This is a genomic window from Bdellovibrio sp. HCB209 (assembly GCF_047306065.1).
In the GTDB taxonomy this organism is placed as follows: Bacteria; Bdellovibrionota; Bdellovibrionia; order Bdellovibrionales; family Bdellovibrionaceae; genus Bdellovibrio.
Genome location: NZ_CP178618.1, coordinates 864,809 through 882,913, shown reverse-complemented (window position 1 = coordinate 882,913; position 18,105 = coordinate 864,809). Strand labels below are relative to the sequence as shown.

Genomic DNA, 18,105 nt, shown 5'->3' with positions numbered 1-18,105 from the left:
CCGCTCCTAGTTAAGTCCGCCGCCGCCGCCCATGCCGCATGCGCTTACTTTGTTCAACATTGTTGTGTAGAACAAAATCACTGTCTGATCCGCTGGAGAGAAGTTTCTCTTAACCGAACCGTCAGAGTTCACCATGTTGTAAAGGTAGGTATTTACGAAGCGGTAAACCGCCGGAGTCACCAACAGGTTTGAATGACATTTGAAGTTTCTGTACGTCACAGTGACGCTTGCGAAACCTTTGTCGTTATTGTTTCCATTGTTGCCACCGATATAGATCGTATCGCCATTGCCATTATTGTTGTTGTTGCCGTAGCCCACTTGGAACTGCACTGTCCAACCAGATCCCTGATTGTCCTGTCCCACCACTTTACACAGATTGCCTGAGCAAGCGATCGCCATCTCATTTTCAATCTTTCGTTGAATATCGGCCTCACTGTAACCAGGTCTGGCTGGAGGATTGAATTCACCGGATCCCTCGTCGAATTCATTCGCCTGCGATGCATAGCTAAGGAATAGCGATGCCAACACGATTAATACGCGTTTGCTGTTCATCTTTTTGTTCTCCAATAGTCTTGGCATATCAGGCTGAGTGCCTACGTGCGAGTGACCTGATTATGCAGTTGTGTGTTGGTGTAAATTCGTATCGCTGACTATTTGGAGTGAATAGAAATTTCTTTGTAATGAACGTTGCCAGAACACTTGAAGAGAACGAAAAACAATTTAATGTTAACGTAAATAATGGAGCAGTTTTCACTCGAGAAAACAGTGGAAGTGCTCCATGCAAATTTTAAGGGATCACTTATAAATTAAGTATTGGAAATGAATTTACGCAACGAGTGAATTACAGATCGCTAAGAGAAAGATCTTACTCTTCGTTATCAGAATCGAATTTAAAATCTAAGAAATCCAAGAAGCTTGCGGATTCTGTTTTGGGAAATGGCGGACTCACGCGATACAGAATCTTCTGCTGACGACGAACAACGTAATTCGTTGGGCGATCAATGCGGAAGCGACGTGGGTTCGGCAAAACTGCTGCGATCAAACTGGCTTGCGAAGAATTGATATTCTTGGCCGGACGCTTGAAGTACTTTTGTGCAGCGGCCTCTACACCGTAAACACCGGGACCCATTTCAATCACATTCAAATAAACTTCCATGATGCGCTCTTTAGGCCATGTGAATTCAATCAACACAGTAAAGTAAGCTTCCATACCTTTACGAAGCCAATCACGGTTCGGCCACAGAAACACGTTCTTAGCGGTTTGCTGAGAGATCGTGCTCGCACCTTTGATGCGCTTGTGAGTCTTGTTGTACTTCATCGCCTTTTGAATAGCGTCGTAGTCAAAACCATTGTGTTCAAAGAAACGATAGTCTTCAGCTTTCAACACAGCCTTTTGCATGGCTGGAGAGATGTCCTCTAAAGGAACCCAGTCATGATTGATGCCTACGAATTTGTCAGAGAAAATAGATTGAGCGGAACGGATCACCATCAGTGGAGTGATATAAACCGGGATAAAGCGGTAGATCAGAACAAAACCAAGACTGCTCACGATAAAGAGCAAGACGGCTTTAAACATTAATTTTCTAAGTCTGATCCAAATATTTTTCAAATTGCGCTAACTCTTTAAATTCAAAGTCCTCCCGCCGGAGGACTTTGAGGTTGTTTTAAATACTATAGCGGAGGTGGCTCAACTACGCCAACACCATCGCCGCCCGCAGGGGCTTCAGTTGCTGGAGCTGCTGCTGCTGGAGCCTCAGACTCTGCTGCTTTTTTCTTTTTAGCCTTCTTGGCTTTTTTGCCACTCTTCTTTTTTTGTACTTGAGAGTGTGATGTTTTGGCTTTTTTGCCGTTTTTCTTTTTCGCTTCAGCTGCGAAAGGCATTGAAAGTGTTAAAACCATCAAAGCGGCTGCTAAAACTGTGAATACATTCTTCCCTAATTTCATTCATCCTCCAGGACACCATTGTTGGGTAACAATTGTTAATTTTAGCACTGGAAAAATGAATCAGCCAACTAGAATAGCGATTTAGAAGACACCTCCCATTTTGCCAAGTCCATTGTCTATTTTAGTAAAAAATTGGCGCCTTTAAGTGTGGCGTCCTTTAATGTCGTGTTTCAAATAAGCCAGTGGCTGCCTTTATTTACAGCCTCTGCGCCCGCACGATGCGGAAAATTCGCGCAGTGAGGCCCGGATGGCCGTGCTGCAAATAAAGGCAGCCACTGGCTTATTTGAAAGCTCACTTTTCTCGTCGCCACACTCTAAGGGGCCAGTTCCCATTACACGCTGCCGAAAAACTAGGCGCTAATGTGACAGGACCTCTTCCATACGGTAGGGTGTCCCAATGACGAAATCATCCCACCACTCCCATGCAATGTTAGTTCGCCAGGCTCTATGGGCCTTGCAAAAAGAAGTTTTGAACTCCCTCAAAGCGCAGTTCGATAGCGAAGTGGGTTATGAAGCTCAACCTAATGAGTGGTTCAACGTTTTGCTAACGGCTGAACGCTATAAATGGTTGCGCGAGCTTACGTCTTTGATGGCGGATATCGACATCATGACAGAGCTTGAATTGATCACTGAAGAACACGGCGAAACAGCCCGTGCTGAAATCGAAAGATTGTTATTCGAAGAAAACCCACCGCCAGAAAGCTTCACGAAACAATACCGTGGTCTTTTAATGTCAGGCGTGGATCTTATGCCTCTGCACTCCCAATTGAAGGCGGCTTTGCAGCACATGCCTAAAACGGAGAAGCATCCAGAGCATCACCAGAAAGCCCGTAAGAACTGGCACGAAGAGCACCGCAACCAAGCTCGCAAAAAGCGTAACTAAAAAAAAAGGCAGGATCAAATCCTGCCTTTTTTATTTCTAGTGCTTTTTGCCCATGTATTTTGGGTTCAATAGATTTTCTGTCGAGAAGATTTCGTCAAGTTGGGCTTGAGTTACTACTCCTCGTTCTAGGGCTACTTCGGCTACGCTTTTGCCGGTTTGGGCGCAGATTTTTCCGATGAGATCGCCTTCGGCGTGGCCGATGATAGGATCAAGGTAAGTAACGATGCCGATGGAGTTCATTACGTAGTCGCGGCAGCGGTCGGCGTTGGCTGTGATGCCGTCGACACATTTATTTTTTAGCGTGTAGCAGGCTTGAGTCATCAATTGGATCGATTCAAACATGCTGGATGCGATCACTGGCTCCATAACGTTTAACTGCAACTGACCGGCTTCTGCTGCCAAAGTTACTGTCAAATCGTTGCCGATTACTTTGAAGGCTACTTGATTTACTACTTCAGGAATTACTGGGTTTACTTTGGCTGGCATGATGGAAGAGCCGGCTTGTAATTCTGGTAGGTTGATTTCTTTGAGGCCTGCGCGTGGACCGGAGCTTAGCAAACGAAGATCATTGCAGATTTTTGAAAGCTTCACGGCCGTGCGTTTTAATGCAGCAGAGATGATCACGTAGGCGCCGCAATCGCTTGTGGCTTCGATCAGGTCTTCGGAGATCACGAATGGATAGCCTGTGACCTCTGCCAGTTTTTTGACCGCTAGAGCAGAATATCCCTCTGGTGTGTTAATGCCTGTGCCAATCGCTGTTGCACCCAAGTTTACTTCTAGAATTAATTTTTGAACTGTTTTTAGAAGACGGCTGTCTTCTTTAAGCAATGTTGCAAAGGCATTGAATTCTTGTCCCAAGGACATTGGAACGGCATCTTGCAATTGTGTGCGGCCCATCTTCAAAACTTTTGAAAATTCTTTGCCTTTTTTCTCGAAAGATTCTGCCAATGTATCAACGGCTTTTACGGCGACACCTAAGTGCTCGTACAAAGCCACGCGGAAGGCTGTTGGATAGGCATCGTTCGTTGATTGGCATTTATTGACGTGATCGTTCGGGTGAATCGTTTTGTATTCGCCTTTTTTCAAACCACGAATTTCCAACGCGATATTTGCAATCACTTCGTTGGCATTCATATTCACAGAAGTCCCCGCACCGCCTTGGAAAACATCCGAAGGAAATTGTGGGCCCCATTTTTTGGGATCTTTCAAAATCAAATCACACGCTTCGACAATTGTTTTTGCAACGTCTTTAGGAATAGTGCCCAATTCACCGTTCGCCAATGCAGTGGCTTTTTTTACCAAAGCCAAACCGCGCACGAACAATTCGTCTTGGCCAATTTTTAGTCCAGAGATCTCAAAGTTTTCAATCGCGCGCAGCGTGTGAATGCCATAATATGCATCCGCAGGAACTTGCTTATCGCCCAAAAGATCGTTTTCAATTCTGAACTGACTCATTTTACTTTCCATTCTTTCTGGAGACGTTATCTACAGTAACTGTCTCACCACGTTTCAATACCGGAAAAACCGTTAGCGGAAGATTTGCTTTTTGCAAAGACTCGCGCAGTTTTTCTGGAGGTTCCGTCATCAGCTCATCACTCAGTTTAAAAGTACCCCAGTGAATTGGCAGAGACAGTTTGGCGTGAAGATCCTGATGAATCTTAACGGCCTCATCTGTGTCAATGTGTGCCAGCTGCATGAACCAGCGAGGAGAATAGGCACCAATCGGGATAAGAGCAACATCCACCGCACCTAGGCGCTGATAGATGTCCTGAAAATCCTTGGAATAGCCCGTATCCCCTGCAAAATAGACCTGTTGAGCGCTTCCTTGGATCATCCACCCTCCCCACAGGGTCTCATTGCGATCAAAAAGGCCTCTCGCCGTCCAATGCTGGGCGGGAGTGAAAACGAACTGTAGCTCCCCCACCTTGGCATCCTGCCACCAGTCAAATTCTTCGACCTGACGAAGGCCTTCGGCTTGCAAAAATTCTTTGTTGCCCAGGGGCACCAAAAACCGTGTTCGCTCACCATTCATATCCTGAATCTTTTTAAGCGACTCGACATCCATGTGGTCGTAGTGACTGTGTGAAATAACCACCACATCAATCGGCGGCAGGTCTTTTAATTCTAATGGCAGAGTTCCGTAACGTTGCGGTCCCGCCCAACTCACCGGAGACACGCGTTCCGATAACGCCGGGTCTGTCAGAACATTCATACCCTGCATTTGTACCAACATCGCAGAGTGCCCGAGCCATGTGATCGTAAGACCTCGAGGATTTCTTATGTTTTCCAAATTCACCGGAATGATCGGCGCGCCTGCAGGATCTTCTTTAGGGAAGGTAGTCGTCCAACGCTGCCAATACCACTTCAACACACTCGGCTTAGGAGTGTTGTCGTAATTATTCAAAAATCCCGTCTTCCCGCGATGAGGAATATTTGGATCGTAGTACTTAAAAGTTCCTGCGCAGCCCACAAGAAACTCCATTATCGAGAGCAATAAAAACAGTCTGAATCTCATAGCTAAAAGATAGCACTTTACACGCAGCTTCATCGAGGGGAATTATTGCCATGACTCGCCCCTAAGGCTACGACAGATGGATGATTACTGAATTCTGGAAGAAAAGTACGACCCATCAAAAAGTCCTTGTCCTGTTTATTCTGACACTTTTGTTCAGAGCTTTTTTCAGCCTCAATATCGGCCTGATCGATGACGAAGCTTATCACTGGTCATGGGCGAAGGATTTGCAACTTTCTTACTTCGATCATCCCGGCATGATTGCTTGGCTTGAAGCCATCACGACCTCGATCTTTGGCGACAACCAATTAGGTGTTCGTCTGCCTGGCTTCATTTGTTTTTCCACGATGATCGTTTTGCTCTACAAATTGACTCGCGATCTGTTCGACGAATCGGCGGCGATCTTTGCTGGCTTTGTGATGCTGTGGTCTCCGTTCTGGGGCTTCGGCGGTTATGTGGCTTCACCAGAACCTCCATTTGCATTGGCGTGGGTTGCGGGAGCTTATGTATTCTGGCAAGGCGTGCGCGAGGACTCTGCACGTTGGTCGACGAAAAAAACTTGGCTGTACTTAGGCGTGATCATGGGCTTGGGTTTGAACTCCAAGTTTATCATCGCTTTGCTTGCTCCAGGTTTTGGTTTGTACTTGTTGATGACACCAAGTCGTCGCAAAGATTTGCTAACACCATGGCCATGGGTGGGCTTTTTGATCGCCACTGTTTTGTGTACACCGATCTTCTGGTGGAACCATCTGCATGACTGGCCAGGATTCCGCTATCAATTCCACGATCGCCATCAAGAAGGCGGCACATTCAGCGTCGGCCGATGGGGCGGATGGTTTGCAGCACAGTTGTTGTTCTGCACTCCGTTCTTGTATGTACTGATCGCCTTGGCCTTTATCAATTCCATCGTAAAACGCTCTGAGGCCCGCTGGAGATTCTTACTCTGCATGACGGCACCTGCGATCTTGATGTTCTATCCTCAGCCGTTCTTTGCGGATTATAAACCGCACTGGCCAGGTGCTGCTTACACATTGCTCTTGATGGGTGCCGGTTTCATTTGGTCTCAAGGTTTGAAATGGGGCCAACGCCAAATCATCAAGTCACGCAGCAAAGTTTTCACTTACGGAATCTTAGCATTCTTCATTCCACTGGGTTTGATCGCCTACACTCCATTCATCTATCCATGGGTACCAAAAGTATTTAAAGCCGTAGCACCAACCAAAGAGTGGAACACAACTTACGATTTCTCGAACGAGTTCACAGGCTGGGAAGACTTGGGTCGCTACATCCTACGCCGCCAAAGAGAAATCCACGCTGAGACTGGACACCGTCCATTCCTAGCAGCACTTCGCTACGAAACCACAGCACAAACTACGTGGGGAGCAAAAGAAAAGATCTACATGCTAAACTCCACAGTGAGTAACTACACAGTCATGCAACCTGTAGACGAAATGAAAAACCTAGAAGGCCAAGACGCCATCGTAGTCACAACAGAAAAGTACGACCACGATCCGCTGAAGTATGCAAAGTTCGACAGCTGCACACGCGATAAACTCATGACTTTCCGTCACGGAGTTCACGCAAGAACTTTCTATGTGAACCTTTGCAAGAACTTCCAAGGAATCATCTACTCTCCGGGAGAACTTCCCCCGTCTGCTCGACGCTAATTCCGTCATGAAAGCCGCCTTGAACCTGGCGGCCTGCTAGCTAGGCAATTCCGCGACACGCCATCCATGGCTCAAGCCGTGGCTCGCCTTCGGCGAGTGCGCGCCATCCAGGCGCCCACGGAGGTCGCTGCATTGCCTAGCTAGCAGTCCACCAGATTCAAGTCTGTGTATGTCTGAATTATCGAATTACTGGTTGCACGGGAACAATTAGATCGCGGAGATCGATGCCGTGGTATTTTACTGGGAGTTGGCCTTTGAATTTTTTGTCGACGACTCTGATTAGGTACAAGCCGTATGGGATTTGGCCGACTAGTTGGAAGCCGCCTTCAGAGTTTGTTTTTGCACGAGCATAGATTGTGGCGTCGCGATCAATAAGTTGAACAGCTAGGCCGCTCATGTATTTTTGATTTACGCCTTTTACTTTGAGAGTGCCGGAGATGTTAATGACTTCGACGATGGGACCGCCGTTGCGGACGATTTTGTCGTCGCCGCCTTGGGCGGATACTTCGAAGTGATCTGTGGCTAAGTCTTTAGGTGCTTCGTCTTCGTGAGCACAAGCTCCTAGAATTGCTACAACACTTAAACTGATTAAGATCTTCAACGTCTGTTTCATAGATTCATCTTAAAGTACGGACACACTTTTGGTAGCGATAGCGCGTCACAAGGTACGGCCTTACTTCACAGGTAAGGACGTACCTTTTAGGGAGTCGCGGATTTTTTCTAGTAATAGGCCCAAGCGGTTTTCGCCGGTGCGGTCTCCGCAGTCGCCCCAGTAGCAATCGTTTTTGGTGTGTTCGTAGATTTTAGATTTACCTGTGGAAAGCAAAAGGACTTTTAGTTCCTCGTGGCGAGTGAATTTGTCCCAGACGGCTTTTTCCATGAATTCGTCTTTGCGGTCATTCCAGTCAGCGCGTTTTGGAATTGTGCCGTCACGACCGCGTTTGGCTGCTTCCATCGGGGTTTCTGCGTCTTGCACCCATTTAATCAATTCTGGTTTGTCGTATTTGTGAGCTTGGTAGTAGTGTTCGGAAGTTCTCCACCACTGTTCATCAACATAAACTGGGTAAGCCGCAAAATTTGAAAACTCACCGTAAGCATCTTTGGTTGAATAGAAATCTAAAATCTCACCTTCATAGGGAACCGGCGGAGTTTTTGCCAACGATTGCGACTGATGAGCACAAGCAATTTGAGAGATAAGTAGCAGAACAAAGATGATGAATTTCATAGAACCCTCGCGGGCTCAGCCTATCAAGACAAATAAAAAAGGCAACCCGAAGGTTGCCTTTGATATTACACGTAAGATCCGCGTTTGATTTTTTCTAGGATCAGCTTTTCTGTTTTGATTGGATCTTTTGGATCTACAGAGAAGTAAGATTGTTGCTCGCAACGAATCTTTTCTTTGATCAACCAGCGCAGGATGTCTGCCAAGTTTTTGTTCTTTTTATCCAAGAAGAACGGATCGTTTTCCAAAGCATCTTTGGCTTTTTTCAAAGCGCGTGCTTCAGCTGGATCAGATTCTTTCACTTTGTAGTGAGGAAGATCATATTTTTTAACGTCTTCAGGCAATACACCCAAGAATCTAACATTCGGTGCAGAGAAGTTGGAGTTACGGATCAAAGATGCCGCAGAACCCGCCTTCAAAGTACGGAAGATATTTTGCATTGTGTACGCATCGAGATCTCCGAAGAAGTACATCGGAACATCAAGTTCGTCCTGAATCAGTTTTGACCAACCACGAACACCGTTCGATGGAACCCCTTGAGCACCCATCACGATACAGTTGTTACGTTTCGTGAAACCCATGGATACAAGCGTATTCGCCGTACCTTCGGACTCAACGATCAAGCAGAAGTCGATTTTCTTTTTCGCCTTCAATTTCAAAGCTTGAGGTTTATTTTTTGGCTGGAATGGAGATGTACCCAATGTTGAAAGATCGACAACGGCTTTATCACCATCGTTCAAAGTTTCAGTTACAACCAATTGTTGAGAATAAGTTTGTCCACCACGGTCATTGGCGAAACAGTTCAATTCCTCACGGTACACTTCAAGCATGTCCCCGATAAAGTCGATGATAGAATCTGATTCAGACTGATCATCGAAATCCAACGGTTTCAAACGAGAGTTCCCTTTGATCAAACCTTTGCACATGTAATAAAGCTCACGCTTTGTATTTACAGAGCCAATTTCCAAGTTGTTCAAAAGAATTTCCAAAACGAAAACCACACGGGCCAATTTTTGTACCGACGAAACGTTTAGTTCCGTACGAACAACTTTATCACCCGGAGTTAGGTAACCTACTTTGGAATTGTACAAAGAGTTGTCCAATGAAGTCTTAACTGCTTCCAATACTGGACGCTTAGAAGACTCAAGGTCCTTCAACATCTTGTCAGCCAAGATGCGGGCCTCTTTAGGAATATCGATTTTAAGTTCGCGAACGCTAAGTAATTTTGCCATTACGCTTTTTTCCCAGTCGTTTTCTTAGTCGTAGCTACCGCTTTTTGCGTACCAACGGCTTTTTTCGTCGTAGATTTTTTTGTTCCTTGGGCTTCTTCATGGATGTCTTCTGCAGAAATCACATCGATTTCTTCTTCGTCACCATGGTCGATACCTTTTTTCTTTTCGCGCTGTTTTTGCGCCAAAAGTTTAGATTCCGCTGCTTCCAAGTCCGCCATCGCCTCTTCAGAATCGCGGCCCAAAAGTTTTTTCAAACCTTCTTCGGCTTTTTTCTTACGAGATTCAGGTGCATTGATGATTCGAGCCAAACCTTCAACAAGGATCGGACCGAATTGTTCAATATGGGCCAATTTTCTTTCAAGGTCTGCTTCCTTCACTTCTTTTTTAATGTGACGAGAAAGTTTTTGACCTGCTTGGATCAATGCCAAGCGAATCTCTGCCACCAACTCTTCAGATGCATCGATAGTTTCTTTCGAGGCATTTTTAAATTTGATGAACGGAGAAACGATAGAAATCGCAAAGATATAAGGACCTAGTGGCAAAGAGTCTTTAGGTTGACCCAAGCCATAAGTTTTCCAGTTTACAGATTCGATCGCCCAAGTGATCGCACAGCCCGATTTATCGAACTGAAGTGGTACACGATTGGCGAAACGAAGAAGTGTTACCGGAGAATCGTTTTGCTGATTGCGGTCTTTGAAACGCGCCAATGCAACTTCAACCACAACCGGTTTAAAGTCACAAATTGTCGGTTTACGAGTCACAACTGCAAAGAAGTCGATCTCACCCAAACGAGTGATAGATTTAGAAAGTGCTTCCTCACCAACAGTCAAAACTGACTTCGTTGAAGGCGCCATCAAATCTGTATTTTGAACCGCTTGGAACACCTTTTTAAAGTCCTCTTCAGACAATGATGTCAGAGGCTTTTCAAGAAGGTTTTTCGGAAGACCTTTTTTCACGAAATCAGAGATAGATTGATCTGAAATACGAGAGAAACCAGTCTTCAAGAACTTAGACAAAGTCGTTTTACCGAACAACGTGGAATGAGTGATAAACTCACCCAATTTAAACGTGTGCGGATGTGGCAATGAAGCCTCAGGAACTTTTGGAACTTCTGTACTAACACGAGCCACAGTAACGAAGTCTGCGTCGTTCAGTTTGTAGGTGATCGTCATATGAGGATTCACAAGGATTGTGCCCTCGATATACGTCAAAATACCACCGTCACCGTTCAATTGAATACGTCCATCAAGGATGAATTCAACACGAGTTCCGTGATCGCGATCCCAATCCATAGACTCTTTGTTTTTCACAAGGCCCGTGTTGGATTTGATGTCGACATCGACTTGCGCCGAAATCGCTTTACGCATTTTTTTAGTCTTAGAAACAACGCTCACACCACGAGCATTTGTCATCTGCGCCCACGTTGTAGCCGCAGAGATACCGATACCTTGTTGACCACGGGAACACTGCCCACGACCGAACTTGGAAGACGCAAGATATTCCCCGTAAACTTTGGCTAGATCTTCGCCTTCGATTCCGGGACCGTTGTCTTCGACAACGATGCGAATTAAATCAGTATTTTTGGTTGAACCAGATCCTACTTTAGAGATCTCTACTAACAAATCAGGCAAAATGCCGGAAGATTCACAAGCATCCAACGAGTTGTCTACGGCTTCTTTCAAAGTCGTCAAAACGGCTTTTAAAGGAGACGAGAACCCGACTTGCTGGAGGTTTTTAGCAAAATATTCAGCTGTACTACTTTTAGTAATTTTGCTCACAGTCGCTTAGTCCTTATAACGATGTTAACGAATTTTAATGCAATGACTTTGATAGCTTAGTCTCAACGCGGGTGGACAAATCAAGACCAAAGGCGCAACACCCTGCGACGTAATTTTAAATGTGAGGAGAGCGTCACTAATGTTTTCTTGCTTGAAAACAAGTTCCACTTTATTGAACAAGTGTTAGTAATGCAATTCGGTACGTTATTAGATGCAGGATCCAAATGCCAACTTATGACTCCCCGCTAGCGACCTTTAAGAAGCTCGCGGAATCCTTCACAGAGATGATTGAGGATGAGGGTGTATTTATACGCCCCTATGCCAATCCAAACTTAATCCATTTCACTCGTCTTACCAAAGAGGAGCAGATGGATGTCATTTCACGTGCAAAACTTTATGTTTTAGCCTGCATCAAAGTGAAGGAGAGGCACGGCTCTTTGACGGACAATCGCATGATGGTTGAAACCTTTCTGCACACCGCGGGTTTATCTGCTCAAGCCGAAGACTTGGCTTTAATCGACGATAATCAGTTCATCGAAGTGTACAACAAAAAGGGCATGCATTTATTCCGCTCTTTAAACATCTTTGAATCCACCAGCTATACGTTTGAAGATCTTTGCTGCCGTCAGTGGCACCATCTTTACGAAAGACCTCCTGGGGCGCACGAAAATATGCTCGATCTTGCCAGACGTTTTTTCTCGCAAGAAAAACCCAAGATTCAGGCCGCAGAACAAGGCCCGATTCGCATCATGGAGAAAGACACTCTCGAGCATCTTATCTATCAAACGGAAACTAAGTGGTTGATCCCCGTGTTTAAAGCAGAGTCTTTAGAGGCGGCGCTGACAGTTGTAATTAACTGGAATACAGAACCCATTCCTCAGTATTTAAATCCGTAATTTATTCTTGTGATTCAGAGGATTCAGAATCCGTTGTTTCAACGGCCTCTGAAGAGGTGGCTTTTAACTCATCCAAAGCCATTTCAGCACGGGTTTTATAACCCTTTTTGCTGTTGCACTCCTTGCAGGAAGGAACGCAGTTATTTTTGTTGGATTTTCCACCACGTGCAATTGCCAGTAAATGATCCATCGTTAGATCCGCAGGTTTAAACTTATTCCCGCAGTGATAGCAAATTCCTTTGCCGATTTCCTGACGCCACCATTGGCTTTGACGAAGCTCGCGAGCTTTCGCTTTTTCCTTTTTTTGGTGAGCCTCTGGGGCTGCGCTAAAGAAGTAATCCATGGACGCATTTATAGCGGATTCCCCCTCTGACAGCAATCCCACCCCTATAATAACTTATAGATCCTATAATTTTTCTGATCTGGACAGAGCTGAGGGGACTTTTAATACTGCCGTCTGGAGGATTCTTGATGAAATTAACCACGTTTCTAAGTGCTTTATTCCTGCTTTTTCCCCTGTCTGCCTATTCCAATCAAATCATTCCCGTGATTGCCGATGACCCCGAAACCAATCTGACCCTTAAGGGGGACATGTTCGACTTCGTCGCAAAAAATCTGGGGAACCAACTCGCTTCGCATATGAACTGCACTCTCTCCACTCGCAAAGGGCGCGAGATTCGTAAGTTTTCAAATGGATCAGAATGGGTCGAATACATCGAAGTCGACTATGAATCCCCCAAATATGGAGGCCGCAAAAGCAAATTCAAGATCCCTTTAGGTGCTAAATATGGGCTAAAAAGGGCCGAAAATGAGTGGTCTGGGATAGGTGAAGACATCAAAATCCAGCTTTCAGATCGATTAAATCACTGGATCAGGTTCACTCATGATGGTCGAGGGCAGATCGTAATGCTTCAATTAGGGAATGATCTGGCCACGAATCCCTGTGCCCGAAATTCCTACTAGAAACTAGACCTAAGCCACTCCTCTGCTTACTCAACAAACAGGCTATTTTTGCCGATAACTTTTTTGAGTAAATTTGAGGAGTTGAGCTATGTCCGTAAAAAGCTTCAAAAAAGGCGAAGTCATCTTTAAGGATGGAGACAAAATTACATCCGTATATTTGATCCAATCCGGTGGGGCTTCTCAGTGTTTGATCCGTGGTAAAAAGAACGTTGAGTTCTTCCAATTGGGTCCATCACACTTCTTGGGCGACCAAGTGATCTTGGGCGCACAAACTCATCCGACGGCGGCTGTTGCCACAGCTGAAACAAAAGTTTTAGAAATCCCTGTTGATACTTTGAAACAACAATACGAAGGCGCTCCTCAAATGCTGAAAGTGATTATTAAATCACTAGCAGAACGTCTTCGTATGGGTGTGAATGAAGTCCGCTCTGCAAAGCTTGAAAAAGACTCTTCTCCTTGTCCAGAGGACCAAGTTGCTAAGGCATTTGGTGCCGTCTTCCACACCGCAAATCACAAGGGTGATAAAACGATTCTTCCGGGTCGTATCATCGTTGAGTGGACAATGATGAAGCAATACGCACAACGTGTGATGGGTGAAAGCCCTAAGCGTGTTGAGCAAGTGATTAATATCCTAGTAAAACAGAAGCTGGCTTTGTATGAGATGGGTAAACCTGTCGACAATCCAGAGGGCGCAGAAGAAATCCAAAAAGTTCATTTCTTGGATTTGGGTCTGATCGAAAGCTTCTTTGAATTCTTCCAGTACTACTACTTTAAAGGCGCTGGTAAGTCCGAGCTTCTTCGCGTGGACGAAGTGTGCTTGAACTTGCTAGATGGTCTTTTGAAAGTGACTGGTGACTCTCCAGAAGTGGACCGTTTCGGTATCACGAGTGTGGAGTTTGCTAAATTCTCTGACTATTGCACGAATGAGTTGGGCTTTGCATTGAACAATGACCACTTCACTCGCTTGGAAGGCAAAGGGATCTTTATGAAGCGCCGTACAGTTGGTACGGGTGTCCTTTTGCAATTCGAAATCAAAGAATTCCGCTCGATGTTACAAAGCTGGAAAATGCTTCGTGAGATCGACAAATGGAATGAACGTGGTTTCGTCGACATCAACGAAAAAGAAGAAAAACCTAAAAAGAAAACCAATGGCCCACAATGCCCTCAGTGTAACTCTGAGGTTGTCGCTGGAGCTAAATTCTGTGGAGAGTGCGGCCATAAACTGGTCAGCGCGGCATAATCATGGGACCTGTGGTTATCTTTAAAGCTGTTAACAGCAAAGAACAAAGAAACTATCTGTTCGAGCAGCTAACAGCTATCGAAGGCGAAATCCTTTTGAAAGGTCAAGAGGACGAGAGTGAGCATGTGAATGCGATCTCGATGAATGATGGCGGTCAAATCCAGTGCATTATCACTGGTGGCGGCAATCTGAAGTTCGGCTTCAATAAAATCATCACAGCTTACTTCCGCGTGAATAACGAAAAGTACATGTTCGAAGCCACGGCTATTCCTTTCGAAGGTGGCGTGAATTTGACCGTGAAAGATCTTTTCCATCTACAAAGAAGAAAGAACTTCCGCTACACCCTACCCACGGGTTTTCAAGCGGATTGCTTAGTGACGATTCACAATCAAGCGCCATCGAATACGACATTGCGTTTAATTGACCTATCCACAGAAGGTTGTGCTGTGTATTCAACAGCCGAGATGCCAACAATGCGTCTGGATGACCGCGTGGAAGCTGTTATTTTCTTGGGCGATCGTGACCCCATTCCAGTGCAAGGATTCGTTAAGAACTTGCGCGTGCAAGGTGACGACATGGTGATTGGCTTGGAGTTCAACCACATTGCTAACGCCAGTGAATTTGCGATCACGAGCGCTATCGTTGAAATGCAAAGAACCGTTTATAAGAAAAAAGCCGCCTAAAGAATTCATGCCTAATGGCAAAGTCCCTTGCGACAATTTAAATTGAAACTTACCTTGAAGAGGAGATGATTCTGTCTCCTCTTTTGCAAAGGTAATCCTATGAAATCCATCTTGATCACTGCCCTGCTTTTTACTTCATCCTATGCTGTTGCAAACGATCCTGTGGCGACGACAAACCCGTGCGCTGTCAAGCAAGCTGAGATCCGCAATGAGCTGGAAAAAGCCAAATTGAACAAGAATACGGAGCAAATCAAAGGCTTGGAAAAAGCCCTCTCAGAATCATTAGAAAACTGCACGCCGACAAATTTAGCGGCTAAGAAAAGCGAAAAGGTCACTAAGCTTGAAACGAAAGTTAAAGAGCGCACCGAAGCTTTAAAGAAAGCGGAAGCCACAGGCAAAGACAAGAAAATCGAAAAGGCCCGCAAGAAACTGAACGAAGCCGAATCACAACTGCAAGAAGCCAAGGAAGCTAATCCATAAGGATTAGCGACCTGGGTTGGGATAATAGAGCTTATTATCCCACATACCTTCGTTGAAATACTGGATGTTGGCTTTTAGCTTTTGCACGAGCTCCTGCTTGCGAGCTGCGGGCTCGGTCAAAGCTTTCTCCCCGTTTTTATCGGACATGGCAAACATCTCGGGTTCACTGCGCCCCAAGGCCCAACGAATGCGATAATCCTGCGCCATCAACTGATAGATGCCGTCATTAAACACCACAGCTACTTTATCACCAGGAACAAAGATCGAACTGCCTAGGAAGTTTTCGTCTTTCTGTTTGATACCGATAAAATCCAAAAGTGTTGGCAACACGTCGATCTGCTGAACCACCATACGACTGTCCACTTTCGGGAACTGATACGATGGATGATAGAAAAACAACGGAACCTGGTAATCCCCGACTTCGTTCGTGAACTCAGGACGGTAATGCAAAGACGTATGATCCGCTGTCACCACGAACAAAGTATCCTTGAACCACGGCTGTTTTTCCGCTTCAGCGAAAAACTTTTGCAACGACATATCTGTGTAAGAAATCGTTTTCAAAATCGGCAATTTCCCTTCTGAAAACTCAGAAGCGTATTGTGCTGGAACCTTGAACGGCTGGTGAGAACTCAGAGTGAAAACCGACGTCATGAAGGGCTGCGGGAAGCCGTTCACTTGTTTTAACATCCACTGCAAAAACGGCTCATCCCAGATACCCCAGACACCATCATCATCCGCGGAATTTCCGTACTCGCGCGAGCCGTAGTATTTTTCCACGCCTGCACTTTGCATGAAGGAATCAAAGTACATCGTACCGTTATGACCACCATGGAAGAAACTTGTGGAGTATTTTTTATCCGCCAACAAAGTTCCCAAGCCCAAGAAATAATTCGCGGTAAAGTGAGACGAAATAAAGGGCTCACTCATCAATGCCGGAATCCCCGCCATCACAGCTGCAACACCTTCAATCGAGCGACGACCATTGGCGTAGGCATTTTCAAACACCAAGGATTTTTTCATCAAGGAATCCAAAAACGGCGTGCGCGACACTCCATCAATCGGGCCCAAGTATTCTGTGCCGAAACTTTCCAGCATAATGATCACGATATTTTGCGGCTTAGTCGGACGCTTGCCTTCCAGCAAAGAACCCGTGAATGAGCCGTTCAAAAGTTTCAACATCGGTTCTTTATCAGCAAAGTATTTTTCGTGCTTAATTTCTTCAGCACCGTAGCTTTTGATAAATGTGAAAGTCGAATTCAAAACCAAATTATTTAATAACGGCGCCGTGAAAACATTGGCGTTCACAAAACTGATCGGCTTATTTTGCAAGCCTCCGCGAATACCAATCACCGCAAATGCCAATGCCAAGAAAACCATCGCCCCGTGTGCCGACCATGCCTTCCAGCTGGCCTGCCAATGAACGTGGGCTTTACGATGAACCAGCTTCCACGCCAAATACATGAAGACTGCTACGATCACAGTATTGATCAAAAACAAAAGCCAATAGCTGCCGACAAAATTCAGCATCTTGCCTTGAGCTTCGTTCAATATGAACATTCCATCGTATGTGAAACGGCGGCCGACAAAATTGATAAACTCTGTATCGACCAAATTCAGAATCAAGAAAGGAACATTGACCAGGCAGAATCCCACCCAAGTCACCTTCTCCCAAAGAGGGTTCCAGGATTTAGGCCATGGGAAAAAGCTAAGCAAAAGGATCGGAGCTACTCCACAGAATGCGGCCGAAAAATCAAAGCGCATCCCCACAAAGAACGACCAAAACAAATCACTCGCTGTTTTTGAGTGAAATAAATTCCAATTCCAAACCAGAAATTCTGCCCTCGCCACGGCATAAAAAACCATCAAAAGCAGAATCAAAGAAAAGATCTTAATCAGTCGCTGAGAATGTCCAAACATAAGGCCCTCATCCTACACCGCCGCATCAAGTCAAACAAGGCCCACCGCCGCCTGTTCTTCGCCTCTAGACTTGGCCCGTACCCTCTGGTAGGTTGGGCCCCTATGACTCAAGAGCAAATGATCAAACGTTTAGAAGAGAACTATCCCAACTGTAAGATCGAAGTCTTCGATTTGACTGGCACTCAGGATCATTGGGAAGTTTATGTGGAAAGCTCCAGATTTGCGGGCTTATCTCGTATCCAGCAGCACCAACAAGTGATGGGTTGCTTTGGACCAGAACTTAAAACGGGCGAAGTCCACGCTCTCTCAATTAAAACAAAAACAGTTTAAGATATTTATTAAAACCGAGGAAACTATGTCTAATCCAGTACTACAAAGAATCGACGAAATCGTTAAGGGCAACCAAGTTGTGCTTTTCATGAAAGGCACTCAACAATTCCCAATGTGCGGTTTCTCTGCACGCGCTTGCGCAATCCTTCAAGACATCGGCGTGAAATTCCACGACGTAAACGTTCTTGAGGACGAAGAAATCCGTTCTGGCATCAAAGAATACGGCAATTGGCCAACAATTCCTCAATTGTACATCAATCACCAACTTGTTGGTGGTTCTGACATCATGATGGAAATGTACCAATCTGGCGAACTACAAGAGCTACTTAAGTAGTTCTTGTCCGCTCAAACTAAAACG

The 18,105-nt window shown here is 45.4% G+C and carries 20 protein-coding genes; 9 read left to right on the top strand and 11 right to left on the bottom strand.

Translation table 11 applies throughout. The annotated features are described in order from the left end of the window. Nucleotides 1-6: 6 nt before the first annotated feature. From ACLVWP_RS04335 to ACLVWP_RS04325, 3 genes are all read right to left on the bottom strand, one after another. Nucleotides 7-552 carry a protease gene (locus ACLVWP_RS04335; protein WP_413560314.1) on the bottom strand — a complete coding sequence of 182 codons (546 nt, stop codon included), beginning with the start codon at nucleotides 550-552 and terminating at the stop codon, nucleotides 7-9. A 313-nt stretch (nucleotides 553-865) separates the two neighbouring features. Further along, entirely contained in the window at nucleotides 866-1,576 is a 711-nt protein-coding gene (mtgA, locus tag ACLVWP_RS04330; RefSeq protein WP_413560313.1) for a monofunctional biosynthetic peptidoglycan transglycosylase, read from the bottom strand. Between the two features lie 95 nt (nucleotides 1,577-1,671). After that, on the bottom strand, nucleotides 1,672-1,944 hold the full coding sequence (locus tag ACLVWP_RS04325; RefSeq protein ID WP_413560312.1) for a hypothetical protein: 273 nt from the start codon (nucleotides 1,942-1,944) through the stop codon (nucleotides 1,672-1,674). 397 nt (nucleotides 1,945-2,341) lie between these two features. Between ACLVWP_RS04325 and ACLVWP_RS04320 the strand changes: the two genes are divergently transcribed. Further along, nucleotides 2,342-2,827, top strand: a complete 486-nt coding sequence (locus tag ACLVWP_RS04320) for a hypothetical protein (RefSeq protein ID WP_413560311.1) — start codon at nucleotides 2,342-2,344, stop codon at nucleotides 2,825-2,827. A gap of 36 nt (nucleotides 2,828-2,863) precedes the next feature. Here ACLVWP_RS04320 and aspA read toward each other — a convergent pair whose 3' ends face one another. Both aspA and ACLVWP_RS04310 read right to left on the bottom strand, forming a co-directional pair. Further along, nucleotides 2,864-4,282, bottom strand: coding sequence for an aspartate ammonia-lyase (gene aspA / locus ACLVWP_RS04315; protein WP_413560310.1), 1,419 nt, complete (start codon nucleotides 4,280-4,282; stop codon nucleotides 2,864-2,866). Between the two features lies 1 nt (nucleotide 4,283). Continuing rightward, complete coding sequence (locus tag ACLVWP_RS04310) at nucleotides 4,284-5,342, bottom strand: MBL fold metallo-hydrolase (RefSeq protein ID WP_413560309.1); 1,059 nt, start codon at nucleotides 5,340-5,342, stop codon at nucleotides 4,284-4,286. A gap of 80 nt (nucleotides 5,343-5,422) precedes the next feature. On the opposite strand from ACLVWP_RS04310, the gene ACLVWP_RS04305 reads away from it, so the two are divergent. Continuing rightward, nucleotides 5,423-7,006: an ArnT family glycosyltransferase gene (locus ACLVWP_RS04305; protein WP_413560308.1), complete on the top strand. Its 1,584-nt coding sequence runs from the start codon at nucleotides 5,423-5,425 to the stop codon at nucleotides 7,004-7,006. Between the two features lie 178 nt (nucleotides 7,007-7,184). Here ACLVWP_RS04305 and ACLVWP_RS04300 read toward each other — a convergent pair whose 3' ends face one another. The 4 genes from ACLVWP_RS04300 to ACLVWP_RS04285 form a co-directional block, all read right to left on the bottom strand. Beyond that, nucleotides 7,185-7,619 (bottom strand): hypothetical protein, encoded by a 435-nt coding sequence (locus ACLVWP_RS04300; protein WP_413560307.1) that lies wholly within the window; start codon nucleotides 7,617-7,619, stop codon nucleotides 7,185-7,187. Between the two features lie 60 nt (nucleotides 7,620-7,679). Continuing rightward, nucleotides 7,680-8,231 carry an NADAR family protein gene (locus tag ACLVWP_RS04295; protein ID WP_413560306.1) on the bottom strand — a complete coding sequence of 184 codons (552 nt, stop codon included), beginning with the start codon at nucleotides 8,229-8,231 and terminating at the stop codon, nucleotides 7,680-7,682. Nucleotides 8,232-8,296: 65 nt separating this feature from the next. Beyond that, complete coding sequence (locus ACLVWP_RS04290; protein WP_413560305.1) at nucleotides 8,297-9,460, bottom strand: DNA topoisomerase VI; 1,164 nt, start codon at nucleotides 9,458-9,460, stop codon at nucleotides 8,297-8,299. After that, complete coding sequence (locus ACLVWP_RS04285) at nucleotides 9,460-11,238, bottom strand: DNA topoisomerase VI subunit B (RefSeq protein WP_413560304.1); 1,779 nt, start codon at nucleotides 11,236-11,238, stop codon at nucleotides 9,460-9,462. Before ACLVWP_RS04285 ends, ACLVWP_RS04290 begins: the two co-directional genes overlap by 1 nt. Before the next feature lie 224 nt (nucleotides 11,239-11,462). Between ACLVWP_RS04285 and ACLVWP_RS04280 the strand changes: the two genes are divergently transcribed. After that, entirely contained in the window at nucleotides 11,463-12,134 is a 672-nt protein-coding gene (locus ACLVWP_RS04280; protein ID WP_413560303.1) for a hypothetical protein, read from the top strand. 1 nt (nucleotide 12,135) lies between these two features. Here ACLVWP_RS04280 and ACLVWP_RS04275 read toward each other — a convergent pair whose 3' ends face one another. After that, nucleotides 12,136-12,477, bottom strand: coding sequence for an HNH endonuclease (locus tag ACLVWP_RS04275; RefSeq protein WP_413560302.1), 342 nt, complete (start codon nucleotides 12,475-12,477; stop codon nucleotides 12,136-12,138). Nucleotides 12,478-12,605: 128 nt separating this feature from the next. Between ACLVWP_RS04275 and ACLVWP_RS04270 the strand changes: the two genes are divergently transcribed. From ACLVWP_RS04270 to ACLVWP_RS04255, 4 genes are all read left to right on the top strand, one after another. Beyond that, the gene (locus tag ACLVWP_RS04270; RefSeq protein WP_413560301.1) at nucleotides 12,606-13,097 is read left to right on the top strand and encodes a hypothetical protein; all 492 of its coding nucleotides are present in this window, start codon (nucleotides 12,606-12,608) and stop codon (nucleotides 13,095-13,097) included. An 88-nt stretch (nucleotides 13,098-13,185) separates the two neighbouring features. Then, the gene (locus tag ACLVWP_RS04265) at nucleotides 13,186-14,337 is read left to right on the top strand and encodes a cyclic nucleotide-binding domain-containing protein (protein ID WP_413560300.1); all 1,152 of its coding nucleotides are present in this window, start codon (nucleotides 13,186-13,188) and stop codon (nucleotides 14,335-14,337) included. Between the two features lie 11 nt (nucleotides 14,338-14,348). Further along, nucleotides 14,349-15,020 (top strand): PilZ domain-containing protein, encoded by a 672-nt coding sequence (locus ACLVWP_RS04260; protein WP_413560299.1) that lies wholly within the window; start codon nucleotides 14,349-14,351, stop codon nucleotides 15,018-15,020. Between the two features lie 99 nt (nucleotides 15,021-15,119). After that, nucleotides 15,120-15,500 (top strand): DUF1090 domain-containing protein, encoded by a 381-nt coding sequence (locus ACLVWP_RS04255; RefSeq protein WP_413560298.1) that lies wholly within the window; start codon nucleotides 15,120-15,122, stop codon nucleotides 15,498-15,500. Between the two features lie 3 nt (nucleotides 15,501-15,503). Here ACLVWP_RS04255 and ACLVWP_RS04250 read toward each other — a convergent pair whose 3' ends face one another. Beyond that, entirely contained in the window at nucleotides 15,504-17,417 is a 1,914-nt protein-coding gene (locus ACLVWP_RS04250; protein WP_413560297.1) for an LTA synthase family protein, read from the bottom strand. 117 nt (nucleotides 17,418-17,534) lie between these two features. Here ACLVWP_RS04250 and ACLVWP_RS04245 point away from each other — a divergent pair, with 117 nt between their 5' ends. Beyond that, nucleotides 17,535-17,747, top strand: coding sequence for a BolA/IbaG family iron-sulfur metabolism protein (locus ACLVWP_RS04245; RefSeq protein WP_413560296.1), 213 nt, complete (start codon nucleotides 17,535-17,537; stop codon nucleotides 17,745-17,747). 25 nt (nucleotides 17,748-17,772) lie between these two features. Next, complete coding sequence (grxD, locus tag ACLVWP_RS04240; protein ID WP_413560295.1) at nucleotides 17,773-18,081, top strand: Grx4 family monothiol glutaredoxin; 309 nt, start codon at nucleotides 17,773-17,775, stop codon at nucleotides 18,079-18,081. Nucleotides 18,082-18,105: the final 24 nt, after the last annotated feature.